Below are 16,624 nucleotides of genomic sequence, written 5' to 3' on the forward strand. Positions count from 1 at the left end.
GTTCCGATCCTCGACAACGACCAAAGGAGTGATACCCATGAACAGACGTCTTCTCTTCACGGCAGCCCTTGCCTTCGCCACCACCGTCATCGCTTTCGCAGCAGAGGCTGCCGCCGTTAAAAACATCGTGATCGTGCACGGCGCGCTCGCCGACGGGTCGGGATGGCGCAAGGCGACGGAGATTCTCCAGAAACGCGGCTTCAACGTCAGCATCGTCCAGGAGCCCATCACCTCGCTCGACGACGATGTGGCAGCGACGAAGCGGGTTCTCGACCTCCAGGACGGACCGAGCCTGCTCGTCGGCCACAGCTATGGCGGCATGGTGATTACCGAAGCCGGCAACGACCCCAATGTCGCAGGCCTCGTCTATGTCGCGGCCTTCCAGCCCGACAAGGGCGAAAGCCTGCTGAGCCTTGCGAGCTCCAAGCCCGCCGGCAGCATGGATATTAAGGAAACCAAGGACGGTAAGTATCTCTATCTCGACCCCGCAGCCTTCGCCGCGGATTTCGCTGCCGACCTGCCGAAAGCCGAAGCCGACTTCCTAGCAAGGTCACAGGTCTTCGCCTCGAAGCAGGCGTTCTCCGCCAAAAGCGCCGAGCCGGCATGGCGGACAAAACCGAGCTGGTCGATCGTCGCCACGGAGGATCGCGCCATCAACCCCGACCTGGAACGCGAGATGGCAAAACGGGCCGGCAGCGAGGTGACCGAGATCAAGGCAAGCCACGCCGTCTTCGCGTCCCAAGCAGAGAAGGTCGCCGACATCATCGAAAAGGCGGCCAGGAAAGCCGGCGAGTAGGACCGGCGGGATGGGGGCAGCAGATCATCGACGGCCGCCTTCGCCCCGCCGAGAAGAAGGAAAAGGCCATAAAATGCCCCTCCCCATAATGGAGAGGGGCAACGATATTTACTGGTTGGCAGCCACCGGCCGAACCAGCGCCGTCACCCGGCGGATGGTGACGCGGCGGTTTTCCTGTTCGGGGCCTGACGTGTTGACCTTCAGATATTGCTCGCCATAGCCCTGGGTCGCCAAGTTCTCCGGCGGGATGCCGTAGACGTCGGAGAGCACGTTCGCGACCGATTCCGCCCGCTGGTCGGAAAGGACCAGGTTGCTCTGATCGGTTCCGACGGCATCCGTGTGACCCTCAATCAGGAAGGTTTCGCTCGGATCCTTTTTCAGCACCTGGCTGATCGCGTCGGCAACCTTGCGCAGGGTACGCGCTTGGGTCATCGGGATATCGGCGCTGCCGGTCGCGAAGGTGATCGTGTCGAGGTCGATGCGGCGCACCTTGTCGCGGATACGGGCCGAATACTTTACCTCGTCAAGCGAGTAGACACGCTCCACCGGCTCGACGGGCGGCTCGCTCAGGAACTCGTAATAATCCCGGTCCGGGTCGCTGCGAGTATCGATGATGTAATCGTTGAGCGGTACGCGCAGCCGCATCGGCGGCAGGTCGGCGCCCGGATCCTCGAAATAGTCGCGGTCCGGATCGTCGTAGAGGTCCTGCGAATAATAGAGCACATGCTCGCGCCCGCGGGCGTCGACGCGCGACCGCTGAATGATGTCGCCATAGCGGTTGCGGATTGTCACGATACGATAACCCTCCGGCCGCGTGATTGTCTCGCGGTAGCGATCACCCGACAGTTCCTCGTAGCTCGGCCGTTCGCCGTCGCGCAGGAACCGCCTGTCGTCGTCGCCACGCACGATCACCCGATTGTCGTACTGGATGATCACACGATTGTCGTCGGTGCTATCGTCGACGCGCGCACCGTCGGGACGGACGAATTGCGGCCGCGCATCGAGCTTTCTGCCCTTCTCGCTGGTCACCGCTTCAAGCTTGATCGTCGGCGCCGCCTTGGCGCCGCTGGCGGCCTGCGCATCGGCATCCGAGGTCGGCACCTTCACCTCCTGGGTCTCGGCGCGCATCTTGTCGCGGTCGCGGCGGCCTTCGCGGCCCTTGCTGCGGTCGGCATCCTTGTCGCTGTCGAGCACGGCCGCACCGTTCTCGACTGGCAGCACGACGGTCTCGTTGCTCTTGGCCGGATCCGCGGCAATCTTCTTGCGGCGCTCCAGCTCTTCGGGCGAAACCTTTTCCGGCGCCGGAATGGCCTGCTCGACCTGCTGGCCGCCGCTGGCATCCGGCAGCGGCTGAGCAGTGTCGGTCGCCGGCGCGGCCGGCTGCGCGCCGGCGGGCTGTTCGCCGGCAGGCTTTGCCGCGGTGCCGTCCTTTGGCTTTTCGGCGGGTACGGCTTCTGGTGCCGCCGCTTTATCTTCGGTCGCCTTGCCTTCAGTTGCCTTATCTTCAGTTGCCTTGCCTTCAGCCGGCTTCTCCGCGGGTGCTGCGGCTTCGCCCTTTACCGGCTTCTTCTCCACCGGTGCTTCGGCGGCGGGTTTTGCCTCCGGCTTGACTTCGGGCTTTGCCTGCTCCTCGGCTGGCGTCACGGCTTCGGGAGCACCAGTCTCGGCCTTGCCCTTGCCTTTATCCTTGCCTAGGGCCTTGTCCTGCCCTTTGGCGCGCTTGCCGCCTTCCGGCTTGGCTTCCGGCTGCGCCTGCTCCGTGTCCGGCTGCGCTTCCTTTGCCGCCGGCTGCTGTTCGGGCTGCGGCTGAGCCTCCGGCTCGGCCTGCTTCTTCGGCTTCCTCGGCTTCTCCTGCGTTACAGGCTGCTCCGGCTGAGGCGCGGCCTCCGGCTTGACCTCGGGCTGGGCTTCCTGCTTGGCTTTCCGCTCGGGTTTGCTTTCGGCCTGCGGCGCAGGTTTTTCCTTCGGCGCTTCCGGCTCTGCCTTGGGTTCAGGAGCCTTGGGTTCAGGCGCCGGCGCCTCCTTGCGCTCAGCCTTCGGCTTTTCGGCGGGCGCCTCCTTCGGCTGCTCGGCGGCCGGTGCCTTTTCGGCTGGAGCTTCTTCCTTCTGCTTGCGCTTCTTCTTCAGCAACTCCTCATCGGAAGGCGCATCCTGTGGCGCATCCTGGGCCACCTCGAAACCGCCCTGTTCGACTTGCCGCACGGCCTGAGCCTGCGTCGCGACGTCGCGCACGGCAGCCATTGCCGATGCAGGCTGGAACGCCAGCGAGAGGGAAAGCAGCGGAAAAGCCGCGCTTGCGAACAATCTTGATTTCATGCCCATCGGGTTTCCTCGATCCTGTTTGAGCTTCCTGAAGGCCGACAGGCCCAGCTTCCGCCCCTAGCGTCGCAATGAGGCGAAACGGCGAAATGGCAATCGCCGAGCCGCCGATTTGTTCCGGTTCTAGGAAGCTGCAGATTAACCTCGCGTGAATGTTGCAGTCTGCCGACGTTCATCTCGACTGCAATTTGCACCGCCCAATTGCGATGGGATTTGTGTTGCAATTCCATGAAAAAAAGTCTGATTATCGCCGCAAGGCGGTCTCGGACCGTTGAACTGCAGCCGTCAGCCCACGAGAAAAAGAGCGGCGGCTACCAACAGAGAGGATCCTCATGCATATCTCCACCCGTATTTTCGCGGCAGCCTCGATCGCGGCGATGTCCCTTTTCGCCGGCTCGGCCATGGCCGATGGCGAGAAGTATGTGATCGGCACCGATTCGACCTATCCGCCCTTCGAGTTCGTCGACGCCAGCGGCACGATCCAGGGCTTCGACATCGACATCACCAAGGCGCTTTGTGCCGAGATGAAGGCCGAATGCTCCTTCGTCAGCACCGACTGGGACGGCATCATCCCGGCGCTTAACGCCAAGAAGTTCGACATGATCGTTTCCTCCATGTCGATCACGCCGGAGCGCCTGAAGCTCGTCGACTTCTCCAACAAGTACTACAACACCCCGCCGGCCATCGCCGTGCCGAAGGATTCGAAGATCACCGACGTTGCCGGCCTCAAAGGCAAGGTGATCGGCGCACAGACCTCGACGACGCATGCCAACTACGCCGAGAAGCACCTCGCCGATACTGAGCTGAAGCTCTATCCGACGGCTGACGAATACAAGCTCGACGTCTCCAGCGGCCGTGTCGACGCCGTCATCGACGACGTCGTCGTTCTCTCCGAATGGGTCAAATCCGACGCCGGCGCCTGCTGCAAGATCCTGACGACCCTGCCGGTCGACAAGGAAATCAACGGCAACGGCGCAGGCATTGCCATCCGTAAGGGCGATCCGCTCAAGGAAAAGCTGAACACGGCAATTGCTGCGATCCGCGCCAGCGGTGAATACAAGAAGATCCAGGACAAGTACTTCGACTTCGACGTTTACGGCGAATAAGAAATTCGCTATCTGGCCAGTCAAGGTAATGGCGGAAGGCTTGCTCTTCCGCCATTTTTGTTTGACAAAGATGGCAAGATCAAAACGGCAAAAGCCGTGAGGGGAATTCACGCATGGGCGGATTATTTTCCGCGCTCGGCTCCTTCTGGAGCGCACTTGTGCACATTTTGGATCCGCTGTGCGGACCCGTCGGCATCTTCACCTGGCTCGGTCAGTCGACGATCCTTGCCTGTAGCGACACCGGCTGGGGCGACGAGATCGCACTTGGCCTGCAGGTTACCGTTTCGGTGGCGATCGTCACCCTGCCGATCGGCCTCGCCATCGGCTTCCTGGTGGCGCTCGGCCAGCAGTCGGAAGAAAAAGCGCTGCGGCTGGCGGCAGGCATCTACACGACCATCTTCCGCGGCCTGCCGGAGCTCCTGACGCTCTTCATCATCTATTACGGCATGCAGATGCTCATCCAGTCTCTGCTGACCTTCGTCGGCTATGACGGACCGCCGGTCGAGATCAACGCCTTCCTCGCCGGCGTCATCGCGCTTTCGGTCGTTTTTTCAGCCTACTGTTCGGAAGTTCTGCTCTCGGCCTTTCGCGCCATTCCCAAGGGACAATATGAAGCCGGCGACTCGCTTGGCCTGCATCACGGCCGAACGCTACGTCTCATCATCTTGCCGCAGCTGGTGCGCATCGCGTTGCCAGGCCTGACGAACCTCTGGATGGTGCTCCTGAAGGACACCTCCTACGTCTCGATCATCAGCCTTGCCGATATCCTGCGCCAGACGAGCGTCGCGGTGCGCGTGACCAAGGAACCCTTCTTCTTCTATGGCCTGGCCTGCTGCCTTTATCTGGTGCTGGCCATCCTCTCCTCCTTTCTGCTCGTCTATGTCGAGCGCTGGGCCAAGCGTTCGGAGATCCGCCGATGAGCTACGCCGAAACGCTGATCCCGCCGCAGCCCGCACCGCGCGAAGTGATGAAGCCGGTCACGCCGGCGCGCATCGCCGGTTATATTCTCGTCGCCTTCTGGGCGGTATTCGGCGCTTTGCTGATGATCTCCGTGATAAACGGCTGGGATCCGGAAAAATTCGCTCGCTACGGACCGCGTTACCTCCACGGCCTCTGGGTCACGCTGAGCCTCGTTTTCATTTCCGTCATCTGCGGCGCAGTTCTGTCGCTGCCGCTTGCGGCGGCGCGCATGTCGAAGAACCGGGTGCTGAATGCGCTCGCCTATGGCTACATCTATTTCTTCCGCGGCACGCCGCTGCTTGCCCAGCTGTTCCTGGTCTATTACGGCCTCGGCGTATTCCGCCCGCAGCTTGAGGCCGTCGGCATCTGGTGGTTCTTCCGCGAAGCCTGGTATTGCGGCCTTTTTGCCATGACCATCAATACCGCGGCCTACCAAGCGGAAATCCTTCGCGGCGCTGTCGAAAGCGTGCCGCACGGACAGCACGAAGCGGCCGCGGCCCTTGGCATCCACAGGTTCATCGCCTTCCGCAAGATCGTCCTGCCGCAGGCTCTCATCGTCGCCCTTCGCCCCTACGGCAACGAGATCATCCTTTTAATCAAGGGTTCGGCTGTTGTCGCCATCATCACCGTGCTCGACCTGATGGGCGAAACCCGCTACGCCTTCTCCCGCACCTTCGATTACCAGACCTATCTCTGGGCGGCGATCTTCTACCTCGCCATCGTCGAAGCGCTGCGCCATCTCTGGGCCTGGATCGAACGCCGCCTGACCCGGCATCTCAAGCGCTGACCCCTGCGGTCCGGCTTGGCAGCACTCTCGGAGAGATGCTGCCAAGCCATTGATATCAAAAATAAATTGTCCTTTTATGAAGTATCTGTAAAGCTTCCGTTAACCACTCGCATGTTTCCATATCATGTAGCGCTAATAAGCGCGCGAGTGGGGACGAGAAGAAGTGAACACGATGCACAAGGACATGGAAAAACAACTGCAGGGCTATGGTCTGACGACCGCCCAGATCCTCTACCACCTGCCGGATCATCCGGCAATTCTGCAGACTTATGTCTGGCAGGAATATGATCTCGCCCCCGATTTCCCCGAAATGCGCGGATTCCTGAAATTCTGGGAAGAAAAGCTCGACGGACCGCTGCACTCGGTGCGCTACATCCACCGCAAGCTGATCTCGGCAACCGAGTGGCGGGCGCTGAAGGGAGAGTTCATCCTGCACTGATCCGGCTTGCGCAGCATCAGACATGCGCCTCGCCATGGCCGAATTCGCCTTGGTCGCGGACTGGGCTGAGCGCAAAACAGAGGATGCCGAGGTAGAAGACGGCAACGATGACAATGACCGCAAGGCCTGGAATGGGCCCCAGCACGGCATTGTCGATGACATAGGTCCAGGACTGCGCCTGCAGCGCCGGCATGCCCTCCGTCTGCAGTTTCGGCGTCGAGATCTTCAGGCACCAAGCAAGAAACAGGATGGAATACATCCAGACGTAATTGCGTTTGAGCCGGCGGTGCATCGCGTCCCGATAGCTGAGCAGGAAACGCGGTTTGCGCAGGCTGCTGGCGACCACCGCGGCCCATTCTCTGCCGGCCCCCGCGTCTGGCGCCAGAATCTGCGCAAAATAGCTGCGCTCGATCTGGCGGATGCGGGCGCGGTAGATGTCGAAGAAGCGGTAGCGCCGCGCCTCGATAATCAGAAGCAGCGTCACCAGCATCATCCCGAACAGCAGAACGCCGTGATGCGAGGTCGGCGTCGACAGCGACACCGAAAGCAGCGCCGCCACCACGGTGATCGCCCAATTGGATGTCCGGTCGATGCGGTCGCGCCAGCTCGTCATCCGTCCGAGTTCGCCGCGGTAATAATGGCTGAGCGTATTGGTAATCTCGCCCGGCGTACCAGGCAGCAGCAACGCCCGCGCAGCCTCTCCTTCCAACACCGATGACGTCCGTTCTTGCTCCGATTTCATGGCTTTTCCTCCCTTCGTCTTGTTTTTGGCCATTCTGCGCCCACAGCCACGCCATTGCAAAACATCGAAAGCCGCCTTAGACGCATGCGTGAAACAAAAGGACGGCGGACTGTTATGGCAAAGAAGATCGACGAAGAAGCCCTTGGCGAGGCCTATAACCGCGCTCTGGCGCTGGAAAAGGCCGGCGATGTCGACGCGGCCGTTGCAGCCTATGAGGAGGTCCTGGCGATCGATCCCGACGACCACGGCGGTGCAGCGGTGCGCATCGCCGCGATGGGTCGGGGCGAGACGCCGGTCAGGGCGCCGGACGCCTATATCGAGACCTTGTTCGACCAGCATGCCGAGGTTTTCGAAGACGTGCTCGTCGAGCAGCTCGGCTATCACGTGCCGATGCTGGTGCGCCAGCGGCTGCAGGCGCTGAAGCTCGGGCCGTTCAAGCGGCTGCTCGATCTCGGCTGCGGCACGGGCCTCACCGGCGGCGCGCTGCGCGACCTCTGCGCGGATATGACTGGGCTCGACATTTCGGAGAAGATGGTCGAGATCGCCCATGAGAAGGATCTCTACGAGACGCTCTTCGTCGCCGAGGTCGAGGACTTCCTCGACGACAATGATGAGGAAGCCTTCGACATCATCACGGCCACCGACGTGCTGCCCTATCTCGGCGCGCTCGAACCGCTGTTCTTCGGCGCAGCCGAGAACCTGACCTCCGGCGGCCTGTTCATCTTCTCCTCGGAAACCCTGCCGGAGGAGACCCTTGCAGGCCGCGCCTACATGGTCGGCCCACACCAGCGCTTCGCCCATGCCGACGCCTATGTGAAAGAACGCCTGGCGGCTACCGGTTTCGAACTCGTCGAGATATCGGATATCAACGTGCGCATGGAAGACGGCCAGCCAACGCCCGGCCATCTGGTGATCGCGAGATATATCGGTTGATACAATAGTTTCACGATCGACGAACTATCTGTTGCGCATTCCTTTCCGACCTGATACTTAGTCGGTCGGTAAAGTTTCCGCCTAACAGGAAAGGTCGCCGCATGTCGCTCGTGTTCTATGGGCATCCGCTCGCCTCCTTCTGCCACAAAGTGCTGATCGCGCTTTACGAAAACGGCACACCCTTCGAAAACCGCCTCGTCGATCTCTCCGACGAGACCTCGCGCGCTGATCTTTTCCGCTTCTGGCCGATCGGCAAGATGCCGCTGCTGCGGGACGAAGCGCGCGACAGCACGGTTCCCGAGACGTCGATCATCATCGAATATCTCGATCACTATTATCCCGGCCCCGTTTCCCTGCTGCCGCTGGAAATCGACCGGGCACTGCAGGTCCGCCTCTGGGATCGCTTCTTCGACAATTATGTCCAGGCGCCGATGCAGACCATCGTCAGCAATCGCCGGCGCCCCGAGGGCAAGGAGGACGAGACAGAGGTGGCCGGCTGCAAGGCAACGCTTGCCACCGCCTATGCGATGATCGAAAAACAGCTCTCGGAGAGCTCATGGATCTCGGGCGAGGCCTTCACCATGGCCGATTGCGGCGCAGCACCCGCCCTCTTCTACGCCGAGACGCTGGTCCCGTTTTTAGAGGAGCAGCCGAAGCTTCGCGCCTACTACGACCGGCTGCTCGCCCGCCCATCCTTTGCAAGGGCGCTGGAAGAGGCCCGCCCCTATTTCAAGTTCTATCCCTACCATGACAGGCTGCCCATCCGCTTCCGGGATGCCGCGGGATGATTGACGGCCAGGCGGGTCTCGACCGCATGTTCCACGCGCTTTCCGATCGCAGCCGCCGCGGCATGATCGACCGCCTCGGCCGCGGCCCGGCTTCCGTCACCGAGCTGGCCGCGCCGCTTGCGGTTGCCCTGCCGACAGTAATGAAACATCTGCAGGTGCTGGAGGAAAGCGGCCTCGTACTCTCCGAAAAATCCGGCCGGGTGCGAACCTACCGCCTGCAGCAGGGCGCGCTTGCCGCCGTCGAGCGCTGGGTGGAACAGCGAAAGAGCCGCTGGAACGCTACCTTCGACAGGCTGGATCAATATCTCGCCGAAGAGCCGGAGACCTTTTCCGAATGACAACACGATCCGCCGAACACACCACCCTCGTCATCGAGCGGCGCCTGAAGGCGCCGGTCGCCCGCGTCTTCCGCGCCTGGTCGATACCGGAGGCCAAGCGCCAATGGTTCGCCTGCCACGGCGAATGGGCGCCGCTGGAATACGGACTCGACTTCCGTCCCGGTGGCACCGAGCGGAATCATGTCGCCGATACCGACGGACTTTTGCATGCTTTTGACGCCCATTACATCGATATCGTGCCCGATGTCCGCATCATCTATGCCTATGAGATGAAGCTCGGTGAAAGGCGTATCTCCGCCTCGCTCGCCACCGTCGCCTTCGAAGCCGACCCCGAGGGCACCAGGATGATCTTTACTGAACAGGTGGTCTTTCTCGACGGCTACGCCGACAACGGCGCACGCCTCCAGGGCACGGAAATCGGCCTCGACAATCTGGAACTCTTCCTAGAGCGCGAGGCGAACCCGATCCACTGATGCATGTCGCCCGGAAGTGTGCAGCGGTTCCGGGATAGCGACATGCATCAAAACAAAGAGCTAAAGCGCGTCGCATGAATCAAGTTTGATGCGACGCGTTTTAGAGCATTTTCGCTTTTCTGCTAATCACGACGATTTCTTCCCGGAGGCGGCGGCCTTTGCTGACATATTCAAGGCTGCGGCGGCGCGAAAGAGCGTCTTCAACGCCTCCTCGTCGATCTCGTCGCCCTCATGGAAATCGATGGCCCGCCTCGTGTTGCCGTCGAGGCTGGAATTGAAGAGACCCGAGGGGTCCTGCAAAGAGGCGCCCTTGGCGAAGGTCAGCTTCACCGCGTTCTTATAGGTCTCGCCGGTGCAGATGATGCCGGAACGCTCCCACACCGGAACCCCTCGCCACTTCCATTCCTCGACCACCTCGGGCTCGGCCTGCTTGATGAGCGCACGGATTCGGGCGAGCATTTCGCCGCGCCAATCGCCGAGTTCCTTGATCCTCGCGTCGATCAGTTGAGACGGCGAGGCTCCCCCATTTGCGTCCCCGGAATCCCTCGTCTTCATGGCTGCTGTCGCTTTCTTCATAGTTCCTCCCGCCCTCATGCGAGGGGTATTCGTTGTTACATCCGTTCGCCGGGCAGTTGGCTGGCCTGCTCCACCCAGGCGGCAAGCTGGGCGTCATCGATTTCGTCGTCCTCGCGGATATCGAGGTAGCGGACTTCCTTCTGCTTGGAATAGCCGGGCGGCAGAGGCTGCAGCGACGCACCCCGGAAGAATGCCACCTTGACGTATTTCGTGAAGCAATGAATGCCGAGGAACCAGCCCTGCCCTTCGATGCCGTAGAACGGCGAGTTCCATTTGACTGCCTTATGCACGTTGGGCACGGTACGCGTGATCAGTGCATCGAGGCGGCGCCCGACATCGCTTTTCCAGCCCGGCATCGCGGCGATATAGGCCTGCACCGGAGCTTCGCCGTAACCCTTGGCGATCTGCGGATTGCCGCCCGAAAGAAGGGTCGGCTCTGCAGCGGCCGGCTTGGCGGCGGTCTTCTCGGTGAGTGTCACCTGGGTCTTGGACGTCTTGCCGGCCATTGCGTCACTCCTATCTCCCACGCCATCTGGCAGCATAAGGCAGCGGGAAGAGGTAAGGACCGGTCAGCAATAGCAGGCCAAGCGGCAGCGATGCCAAGACGCCGCCCCAGACGGTCGATTTCTCCTGTACCATGGCGATAATATTGACAATAACCGCCACGGTAAAGGCAACGGACAGCCACCGGTGGCGCTGACGCAACCAGCTGTTCCGGTTCAATGGGACCTCCCCCCGTTTGCATCAGCCGAAGCGACGGGCGGCCTCACTCCATTCGCGCCAGCACCTGCTCCAGATTTGCAAGGAACTGCGTCCACCCGCTCCTGGCGCCGCCGTAAGCCTGCCGCTGATCCGGCCGGAAACCCGACTGCTCCATGCGCAGATGCGTGCCCGTACCGGTCGGAGTGAGAGTCCAGGTGACGGTGCTTTCAAGACCGTAGGCATCCCAGCTATAGGACAGGGTCTTGTTCGGCTCGACCTCCAGAACCTTGCAGTCGACCGAACCCCAATCAGCGTTGAAGCTGAAGCGATGATCAACGGCCGGCTTGAAGTCGCTTTTCATCAGCCACTCCTGGATCAGGTGCGGCTGCGTGAGCGCCCGCCAGATCTTTTCCGAAGGAAAAGGGATTTCCCGTTCGATGACGACGGAGCGCGTTTCTGTCGATATGTCGGTCATTGATCCATCCTTTTCAGCAAATCTTCGAGATCGTTGAAGCGGTTTTGCCAGAACCCGGCCATCTCGCTGGTCCAGTCGACCAGCGGAGCAAGCGCACCGAGCTGCGCGCTATAATGCGTCTGGCGGCCCTCGTGGCGGTCGCGTACCAATCCGGCCTGCTTCAATATGCCGAGATGTTTTGAGACGACCGGCTGCGAGACCCCGGCCCGGGCCGTCAGAGCCCCGACCGTCTTCTCCCCTTCCCGGCACAACCGCTCGAACAGAGCCCGCCGGGTCGGATCAGCGAGCGTTTTGAACAGCGTGTCTTGAACATCGGACATTTTAGATCAATACCTATTCAGCTATGGATTAACGTATAGCTACGCAGGTATGCGTTAGTCAAGGGCTAAAACGAAAAACACTGAATAGGTGAGCTTGCTGACCAGAGCCCGCAACGAACTCGCCGCTGGAGAAAAAACCGTCAGCGATTTAAACATAGCTCATTGACTATACATCGACGCGTCTCCGCTAGCTCACGCGCGCCGGGACGATTTCCGCTAGGCTGGCACGAGGAGCCGAAGTGGGCATAGCCACATACACCTGCACGTCAGTTGGCAACAGGACGCCAAAAGCCGCGAGCGGCTTCCGGCGATGTCGGACTTACCCGCTTCGTTCGACCTCAGGAACCGGAAACGACCTTCAGATTGCCGCCATGGCTGCCGCCTGCGAAAACCTGCTTGCGGCCGAACTCGTTGTTGAAGGCCAGGCGCTGCTGCTCGCGGGTAATGCCGAGTTCGGGGAAGAGCAGCTCGGCGACGCGATAGGCTTCTTCCAGGTGCGGATAACCGGAGCCGATGACCGTATCTATGCCGATGTCCTGATATTCGGCAAGGCGTGCGGCCACCGTCTTCGGCGAGCCCACAAGCGCCGTGCCCGCACCAGCGCGAACCAGGCCGACGCCGGCCCAAAGATTCGGCGAGACCTCAAGTTTGTCGCGGCGGCCGCCGTGAAGGGCAGCCATCCGCTTCTGGCCGACCGAGTCCGACTCATGAACGAAGCGCTCCTGCGCCTCGCGGATCGTATCGTCGTCGAGATGACGGATCAGCCGTTCCGCCGCCTCCCATGCCTCCTCGTCGGTTTCGCGCACGATGAAGTGCAGGCGGATGCCGAAGCTCACCTCGCGGCCGCGCTCGGCGGCGGCCTTGCGCACCTTGGCGACCTTTTCGGCCACTTGCGCCGGCGGCTCGCCCCAGGTTAGATACTTGTCGACGCGGCCGACCGAGAAATCGATGCCGGCATCCGACGAGCCGCCGAAATAGAGCGGCGGACGCGGGTTCTGCACCGAGGGAAAGCCGAGGCGCGCATTGGTCGCCTTGATATATTTGCCGTCGAAACTTGCCGTGCCCTTGTCAAGCAGTTCCTCAAAGACGGTGAAAAACTCCTCGGCATGGGCATAACGCTCGTCATGCTCGAGATGGATGCCATCACCGGCAAGCTCTGCCGGACTGCCACCAACAACGATATTAAGCAGCAGGCGGCCGTTGGAAATGCGGTCGAGCGTCGTCGCCAGACGCGCGTAATAAGCCGGTGAGGCCGTGCCCGGGCGGATCGCCACCAGGAACTGCAGTTTGTCGGTCTTAGCCGCGAGCGCCGCCGCCGTCACGAAGGACTCCTCGCAGGCAACCCCGGTCGGCAGCAGCACGCCGGAATAGCCGAGACGATCGACAGCCTGGGCGATCTGCGTGAGATAGCCGATTTCGGGCGCGCGATTAAGATCGGCGGAACCGAGATAGGTGCCGTCGCCCGACGTCGGGATGAACCAGAGGAAGTTGATGGGATCGGATGTGGCGGTCATGGAAACGGTCCTTTGCTGTGAAATTCGAAAGTCGGCCCGCGCGGTTTAGCTGGCCCTTGGCAAGCGTGCAGAACGTGCGCCGGCCTGGGAGGATGGCGGTGCGGCGGGAGGGGAATGCCGGGCTCATCTGCGCGTGAACATCTGAAATACCTGTCGATCGATGGCGCGGCCGGATGCCTTGAGCCATCGCTCGTCGGAATACTGGCATAGACTATAAATTATATCGACAATATCAACTTGCCATTGTTGTCCGCTTGGGGGAATAATTTTCCCAGTTCCGTCGCTTGCCGGCAAACGCCTGCTGATAGCAGCCTTCCGCCGCTATCCTTCTTGACGTTCGGCGGCCAGCCGCTCCCGGATAAAGCCCGCCCCACCCGCAAGACGCGTTGCCAAGAGGCTCATGGGATCGACCATGCGCCAATAGGGCGTGACCATTGAAACCGGTTCTCCCTTTTGTAGGGCGAGGAAAGACAGATCGGCAATCGCGCGCAGATGTCGCTCCACGGTAACGGGACAACAGGCGTCCGCCCCGTATTCGGCAGCGAGGCGGCGGCGAAGGACGCCAAGCTCGGTGAAAACACCTTGCTGTGCCGATCGAATCTGCTCTGCGACCATCTGCTGCGATGGAATAAGCATCGACTGCATTCCACTGCGGCCTTTGCGCCGCGGCTCGATCGTCGGAGTTTCGCGCATGTCACCCCCGGAAACATTTGCCTGATCTCCATTTAGGGCTGAGGCGAACGGCGACCAGCCTCATATCCGTCTATCGCAAGGAACTCCGTCTTCACGGCTTTTCTGGCCCGGCCGTTTCGGTTAATCCTCAGGGTCTCGCACTCCGGATAAGGACAGGACATATGACTAAAGTCGCATTCATCGGTCTCGGCGTAATGGGTTTTCCCATGGCCGGTCATCTGAAGACGAAGGGCGGCCACGATGTCACCGTCTATAATCGTACGGCCGAAAAAGCCGTCGCCTGGGCAGAAAAATTCTCCGGCAAATCCGCCACCACGCCGGCCGAGGCTGCCGCGGACGCCGATTTCGTCTTCGTCTGCGTCGGCAATGACGAAGATCTCCGGTCGGTGACATCGGGCGAAAGCGGCGTCCTGCACGGCATGAGGCCGGGGTCGGTGCTGATCGACAACACCACCGCCAGCGCCGAGGTTGCGCGCGAACTTTATGCCGCAGCAAAGGAAAAAGGCGTCGATTTCATCGATGCTCCCGTTTCCGGCGGCCAGGCCGGCGCTGAAAACGGCGTCCTGACCGTGATGTGCGGCGGCGACGAGGCCGTCTTCGATCGTGCCAGGCCCGTCATCGACGCCTATGCCCGCATGGTCGGTCTGATGGGACCGGCAGGCTCTGGCCAGTTAACCAAGATGGTCAACCAGATCTGCATCGCCGGCCTCGTCCAGGGGCTTGCCGAAGGGCTGCATTTCGGCAAGCGCGCCGGCCTTGATATCGAAAAGGTCGTCGAGGTGATCTCCAAGGGGGCGGCCGGCTCCTGGCAGATGGAAAACCGCCACAAGACCATGAACGCCGGCAAATATGATTTCGGCTTCGCGGTCGACTGGATGCGCAAGGATCTCGGTATCGTGCTCACCGAAGCCCGCCGCAACGGCGCCAAGCTGCCGGTTACCGCCGTCGTCGACCAGTTCTACGGCGACGTCCAGGCGATGGGCGGCAATCGCTGGGATACATCCTCATTGCTTGCACGTCTCGAAAAATGATTGACGCCTCCTCCGATGCGGCAGAACTGATCGCGCATCTCGAAACGCTGCGTTCGGAGGAGAACGTCGCCGGCATGGCGCGCTTCGGCATCGTGACCACACACGCCCTCGGCATCTCCAATCCCGATATCAGGGCGGTCGTCAGACTGGCGAAGAAGAATCACGCCAGAGCGATCGAACTCTGGCGAAGCGATATCCGTGAAGCCCGCCTGCTCGCCCTCTGCACTGCCGAGCCGAAACGGCTGACGGCGGAAGAAGCCCGGAATTGGGCCAATGATTTCAATTCCTGGGAGATCGTCGATTGCGCCGCCGATCTCTTCGTCGAGGCCGGACTGGACGCACTCATCTCAGAATTCGCCGACGACGAGCGTGAATTCGTCAGGCGCACTGCCTTCGCCATGATTGCAGGCGCCGCCGTCCATCGCAAGAACGAACCCGACACGACCATCCTTGCCTGGCTGCCGCTGATCAAGGCTCATGCCACCGACCCTCGAAACTTCGTGCGCAAGGCGGTCAATTGGGCACTCCGCAGTATCGGCAAGCGCAATCTCGCCTGCCATTCACCCGCCCTCGCCCATGCCAAGGGGCTGGCGGAAAGCCCTGACAAAACCGCCCGCTGGATCGGCAAGGATGCCGTCAAGGAACTGACTGGCGAAAAGCTGCTGGCACGGCTGAAATAAGCGCATTCCGGTTTCGAGGCGAAGGCCCTTGTTCGTCAATGCCGCTTCACTAATGCTGTCGGGATTTTTCGACGAGGAAATCGATCAACACTCGCGCTGCCGGCGGCATGCCCTTGGCGGTCGTGAAGACAATATAAAAGGGCTCTCCTCCGACTGCCAATCCGGCAGCACCCGCACCAGCTTGCCGGCCTGGAGATCGGCCTCGCAGGCGCTTTCGAACAAAAGCCCGAAGCCGAGACCCGCCCGGGCCGCGTCGAGGATGGCGGTCATGCTGCGGCAGGTGAGCCGCGGCTGATGCCGAATCACTCGTTTGGCGTCATTCGGAGCGATCAATTCCCAACCATGAAAGGACACCCATGACGTCATTGCCAACGTCGGAAGGTCGGCGAGCTTTTCCACGCAATTCAAACCGCCGGTACGCTCGACCAGCGAGGGACTTGCGACCAGGATGCGCCGCGCCCGGTCGAGCTTGCGCATCGTCAGGCTCGTTGGTCGCCCTCACATCAAGATCGATCCGTTCGTTGATGAGGTCGGCGCGCCGGTTGGAGCCGATGATGCTATCGATCAATCCAGCTCACTTGAAAATTGAAAATGGGAGTGCCTCGAGAGGCAATGCTGGCAAGAAGCCGCCGTGCAATATGCAGCATACCGCTTCGGTTCACCTGAAAGGCTGTGCTGAAAGACTGCCGGAGGACTGTGCGTAAAAACGCTGCAAGGACGGCCCGGCAGGGAAGACCGGACTCGTCCCCGTAGCTGATCGGAGGTCACTCGGATCAGAAACTGATTTGAAGTGCTCCCGGCCCGAAGACCGGGAGCATCAATAGGCAGATTAGAACGAACGCTGCAGGCGGAAGTAGCCCGAAGTGGAGTCGTCTGCATCTTCCGGATCGAGGTACTGAACCGAAGCCTTGGCGTAGAAGTTGTCGACGATCTGGTAATCAACCGTCAGACC

Annotated in this window: 20 protein-coding genes and 2 pseudogenes; 11 read left to right on the forward strand and 11 right to left on the reverse strand. The window is 61.2% G+C overall.

Features of this window, described 5'->3' with window-relative positions; genetic code table 11:
- Window positions 1–37: 37 nt before the first annotated feature.
- The gene (locus K6N12_RS22610; protein WP_097628507.1) at window positions 38–796 is read left to right on the forward strand and encodes an alpha/beta fold hydrolase; all 759 of its coding nucleotides are present in this window, start codon (window positions 38–40) and stop codon (window positions 794–796) included.
- A 108-nt stretch (window positions 797–904) separates the two neighbouring features.
- On the opposite strand, the gene K6N12_RS22615 is transcribed toward K6N12_RS22610, so the two are convergent.
- Window positions 905–3,118, reverse strand: coding sequence for an OmpA family protein (locus K6N12_RS22615; protein WP_097628506.1), 2,214 nt, complete (start codon window positions 3,116–3,118; stop codon window positions 905–907).
- A 329-nt stretch (window positions 3,119–3,447) separates the two neighbouring features.
- On the opposite strand from K6N12_RS22615, the gene K6N12_RS22620 reads away from it, so the two are divergent.
- From K6N12_RS22620 to K6N12_RS22635, 4 genes are all read left to right on the forward strand, one after another.
- On the forward strand, window positions 3,448–4,221 hold the full coding sequence (locus tag K6N12_RS22620; protein ID WP_003569151.1) for a transporter substrate-binding domain-containing protein: 774 nt from the start codon (window positions 3,448–3,450) through the stop codon (window positions 4,219–4,221).
- A gap of 113 nt (window positions 4,222–4,334) precedes the next feature.
- Window positions 4,335–5,141 carry an ABC transporter permease gene (locus K6N12_RS22625; RefSeq protein WP_097628505.1) on the forward strand — a complete coding sequence of 269 codons (807 nt, stop codon included), beginning with the start codon at window positions 4,335–4,337 and terminating at the stop codon, window positions 5,139–5,141.
- Window positions 5,138–5,968, forward strand: a complete 831-nt coding sequence (locus K6N12_RS22630; RefSeq protein WP_097628504.1) for an ABC transporter permease — start codon at window positions 5,138–5,140, stop codon at window positions 5,966–5,968. Before K6N12_RS22625 ends, K6N12_RS22630 begins: the two co-directional genes overlap by 4 nt.
- Window positions 5,969–6,140: 172 nt before the next feature.
- Window positions 6,141–6,407, forward strand: coding sequence for an usg protein (locus tag K6N12_RS22635; RefSeq protein ID WP_003594110.1), 267 nt, complete (start codon window positions 6,141–6,143; stop codon window positions 6,405–6,407).
- Between the two features lie 16 nt (window positions 6,408–6,423).
- Here the strand turns inward: K6N12_RS22635 and K6N12_RS22640 are convergent, their stop codons facing one another.
- Window positions 6,424–7,149, reverse strand: coding sequence for a DUF2270 domain-containing protein (locus K6N12_RS22640; protein WP_097628503.1), 726 nt, complete (start codon window positions 7,147–7,149; stop codon window positions 6,424–6,426).
- Between the two features lie 114 nt (window positions 7,150–7,263).
- On the opposite strand from K6N12_RS22640, the gene K6N12_RS22645 reads away from it, so the two are divergent.
- From K6N12_RS22645 to K6N12_RS22660, 4 genes are all read left to right on the forward strand, one after another.
- Window positions 7,264–8,082 (forward strand): class I SAM-dependent DNA methyltransferase, encoded by an 819-nt coding sequence (locus K6N12_RS22645; protein ID WP_097628502.1) that lies wholly within the window; start codon window positions 7,264–7,266, stop codon window positions 8,080–8,082.
- Window positions 8,083–8,183: 101 nt separating this feature from the next.
- Window positions 8,184–8,870, forward strand: a complete 687-nt coding sequence (locus tag K6N12_RS22650; protein WP_097628501.1) for a glutathione S-transferase family protein — start codon at window positions 8,184–8,186, stop codon at window positions 8,868–8,870.
- Window positions 8,867–9,208, forward strand: coding sequence for an ArsR/SmtB family transcription factor (locus tag K6N12_RS22655; protein ID WP_097628500.1), 342 nt, complete (start codon window positions 8,867–8,869; stop codon window positions 9,206–9,208). The genes K6N12_RS22650 and K6N12_RS22655 overlap by 4 nt, the downstream gene beginning before the upstream one ends.
- Complete coding sequence (locus K6N12_RS22660; protein WP_097628499.1) at window positions 9,205–9,681, forward strand: SRPBCC family protein; 477 nt, start codon at window positions 9,205–9,207, stop codon at window positions 9,679–9,681. The genes K6N12_RS22655 and K6N12_RS22660 overlap by 4 nt, the downstream gene beginning before the upstream one ends.
- Window positions 9,682–9,807: 126 nt before the next feature.
- On the opposite strand, the gene K6N12_RS22665 is transcribed toward K6N12_RS22660, so the two are convergent.
- The 7 genes from K6N12_RS22665 to K6N12_RS22695 form a co-directional block, all read right to left on the reverse strand.
- On the reverse strand, window positions 9,808–10,257 hold the full coding sequence (locus K6N12_RS22665) for a DUF1801 domain-containing protein (protein ID WP_097628498.1): 450 nt from the start codon (window positions 10,255–10,257) through the stop codon (window positions 9,808–9,810).
- Between the two features lie 35 nt (window positions 10,258–10,292).
- Window positions 10,293–10,763: a DUF1801 domain-containing protein gene (locus K6N12_RS22670; protein ID WP_097628497.1), complete on the reverse strand. Its 471-nt coding sequence runs from the start codon at window positions 10,761–10,763 to the stop codon at window positions 10,293–10,295.
- Window positions 10,764–10,773: 10 nt separating this feature from the next.
- Window positions 10,774–10,980 (reverse strand): hypothetical protein, encoded by a 207-nt coding sequence (locus K6N12_RS22675; protein WP_097628496.1) that lies wholly within the window; start codon window positions 10,978–10,980, stop codon window positions 10,774–10,776.
- A gap of 43 nt (window positions 10,981–11,023) precedes the next feature.
- Entirely contained in the window at window positions 11,024–11,434 is a 411-nt protein-coding gene (locus K6N12_RS22680; protein WP_097628495.1) for an SRPBCC family protein, read from the reverse strand.
- The gene (locus tag K6N12_RS22685) at window positions 11,431–11,754 is read right to left on the reverse strand and encodes an ArsR/SmtB family transcription factor (RefSeq protein WP_097628494.1); all 324 of its coding nucleotides are present in this window, start codon (window positions 11,752–11,754) and stop codon (window positions 11,431–11,433) included. Before K6N12_RS22685 ends, K6N12_RS22680 begins: the two co-directional genes overlap by 4 nt.
- A gap of 338 nt (window positions 11,755–12,092) precedes the next feature.
- Window positions 12,093–13,268 carry an FMNH2-dependent alkanesulfonate monooxygenase gene (gene ssuD / locus K6N12_RS22690; RefSeq protein WP_097628493.1) on the reverse strand — a complete coding sequence of 392 codons (1,176 nt, stop codon included), beginning with the start codon at window positions 13,266–13,268 and terminating at the stop codon, window positions 12,093–12,095.
- Between the two features lie 321 nt (window positions 13,269–13,589).
- A complete protein-coding gene (locus tag K6N12_RS22695) occupies window positions 13,590–13,961 on the reverse strand; it encodes a hypothetical protein (RefSeq protein ID WP_097628492.1) in 372 nt (123 codons plus the stop codon).
- A gap of 161 nt (window positions 13,962–14,122) precedes the next feature.
- On the opposite strand from K6N12_RS22695, the gene K6N12_RS22700 reads away from it, so the two are divergent.
- Together K6N12_RS22700 and K6N12_RS22705 are read left to right on the forward strand one after the other, a co-directional pair.
- Window positions 14,123–14,992 carry an NAD(P)-dependent oxidoreductase gene (locus K6N12_RS22700; protein WP_097628491.1) on the forward strand — a complete coding sequence of 290 codons (870 nt, stop codon included), beginning with the start codon at window positions 14,123–14,125 and terminating at the stop codon, window positions 14,990–14,992.
- Window positions 14,989–15,672, forward strand: coding sequence for a DNA alkylation repair protein (locus K6N12_RS22705; RefSeq protein WP_097628490.1), 684 nt, complete (start codon window positions 14,989–14,991; stop codon window positions 15,670–15,672). Before K6N12_RS22700 ends, K6N12_RS22705 begins: the two co-directional genes overlap by 4 nt.
- Window positions 15,673–15,721: 49 nt before the next feature.
- On the opposite strand, the pseudogene K6N12_RS22710 reads toward K6N12_RS22705, so the two are convergent.
- A pseudogene (locus K6N12_RS22710) lies at window positions 15,722–16,228 on the reverse strand (LysR substrate-binding domain-containing protein); the annotation flags it as partial.
- A 273-nt stretch (window positions 16,229–16,501) separates the two neighbouring features.
- Window positions 16,502–16,624 (reverse strand): annotated as a pseudogene (locus K6N12_RS22715) (porin); the annotation flags it as partial.

Source organism: Rhizobium redzepovicii (assembly GCF_019793435.1).
GTDB lineage: Bacteria > Pseudomonadota > Alphaproteobacteria > Rhizobiales > Rhizobiaceae > Rhizobium > Rhizobium redzepovicii.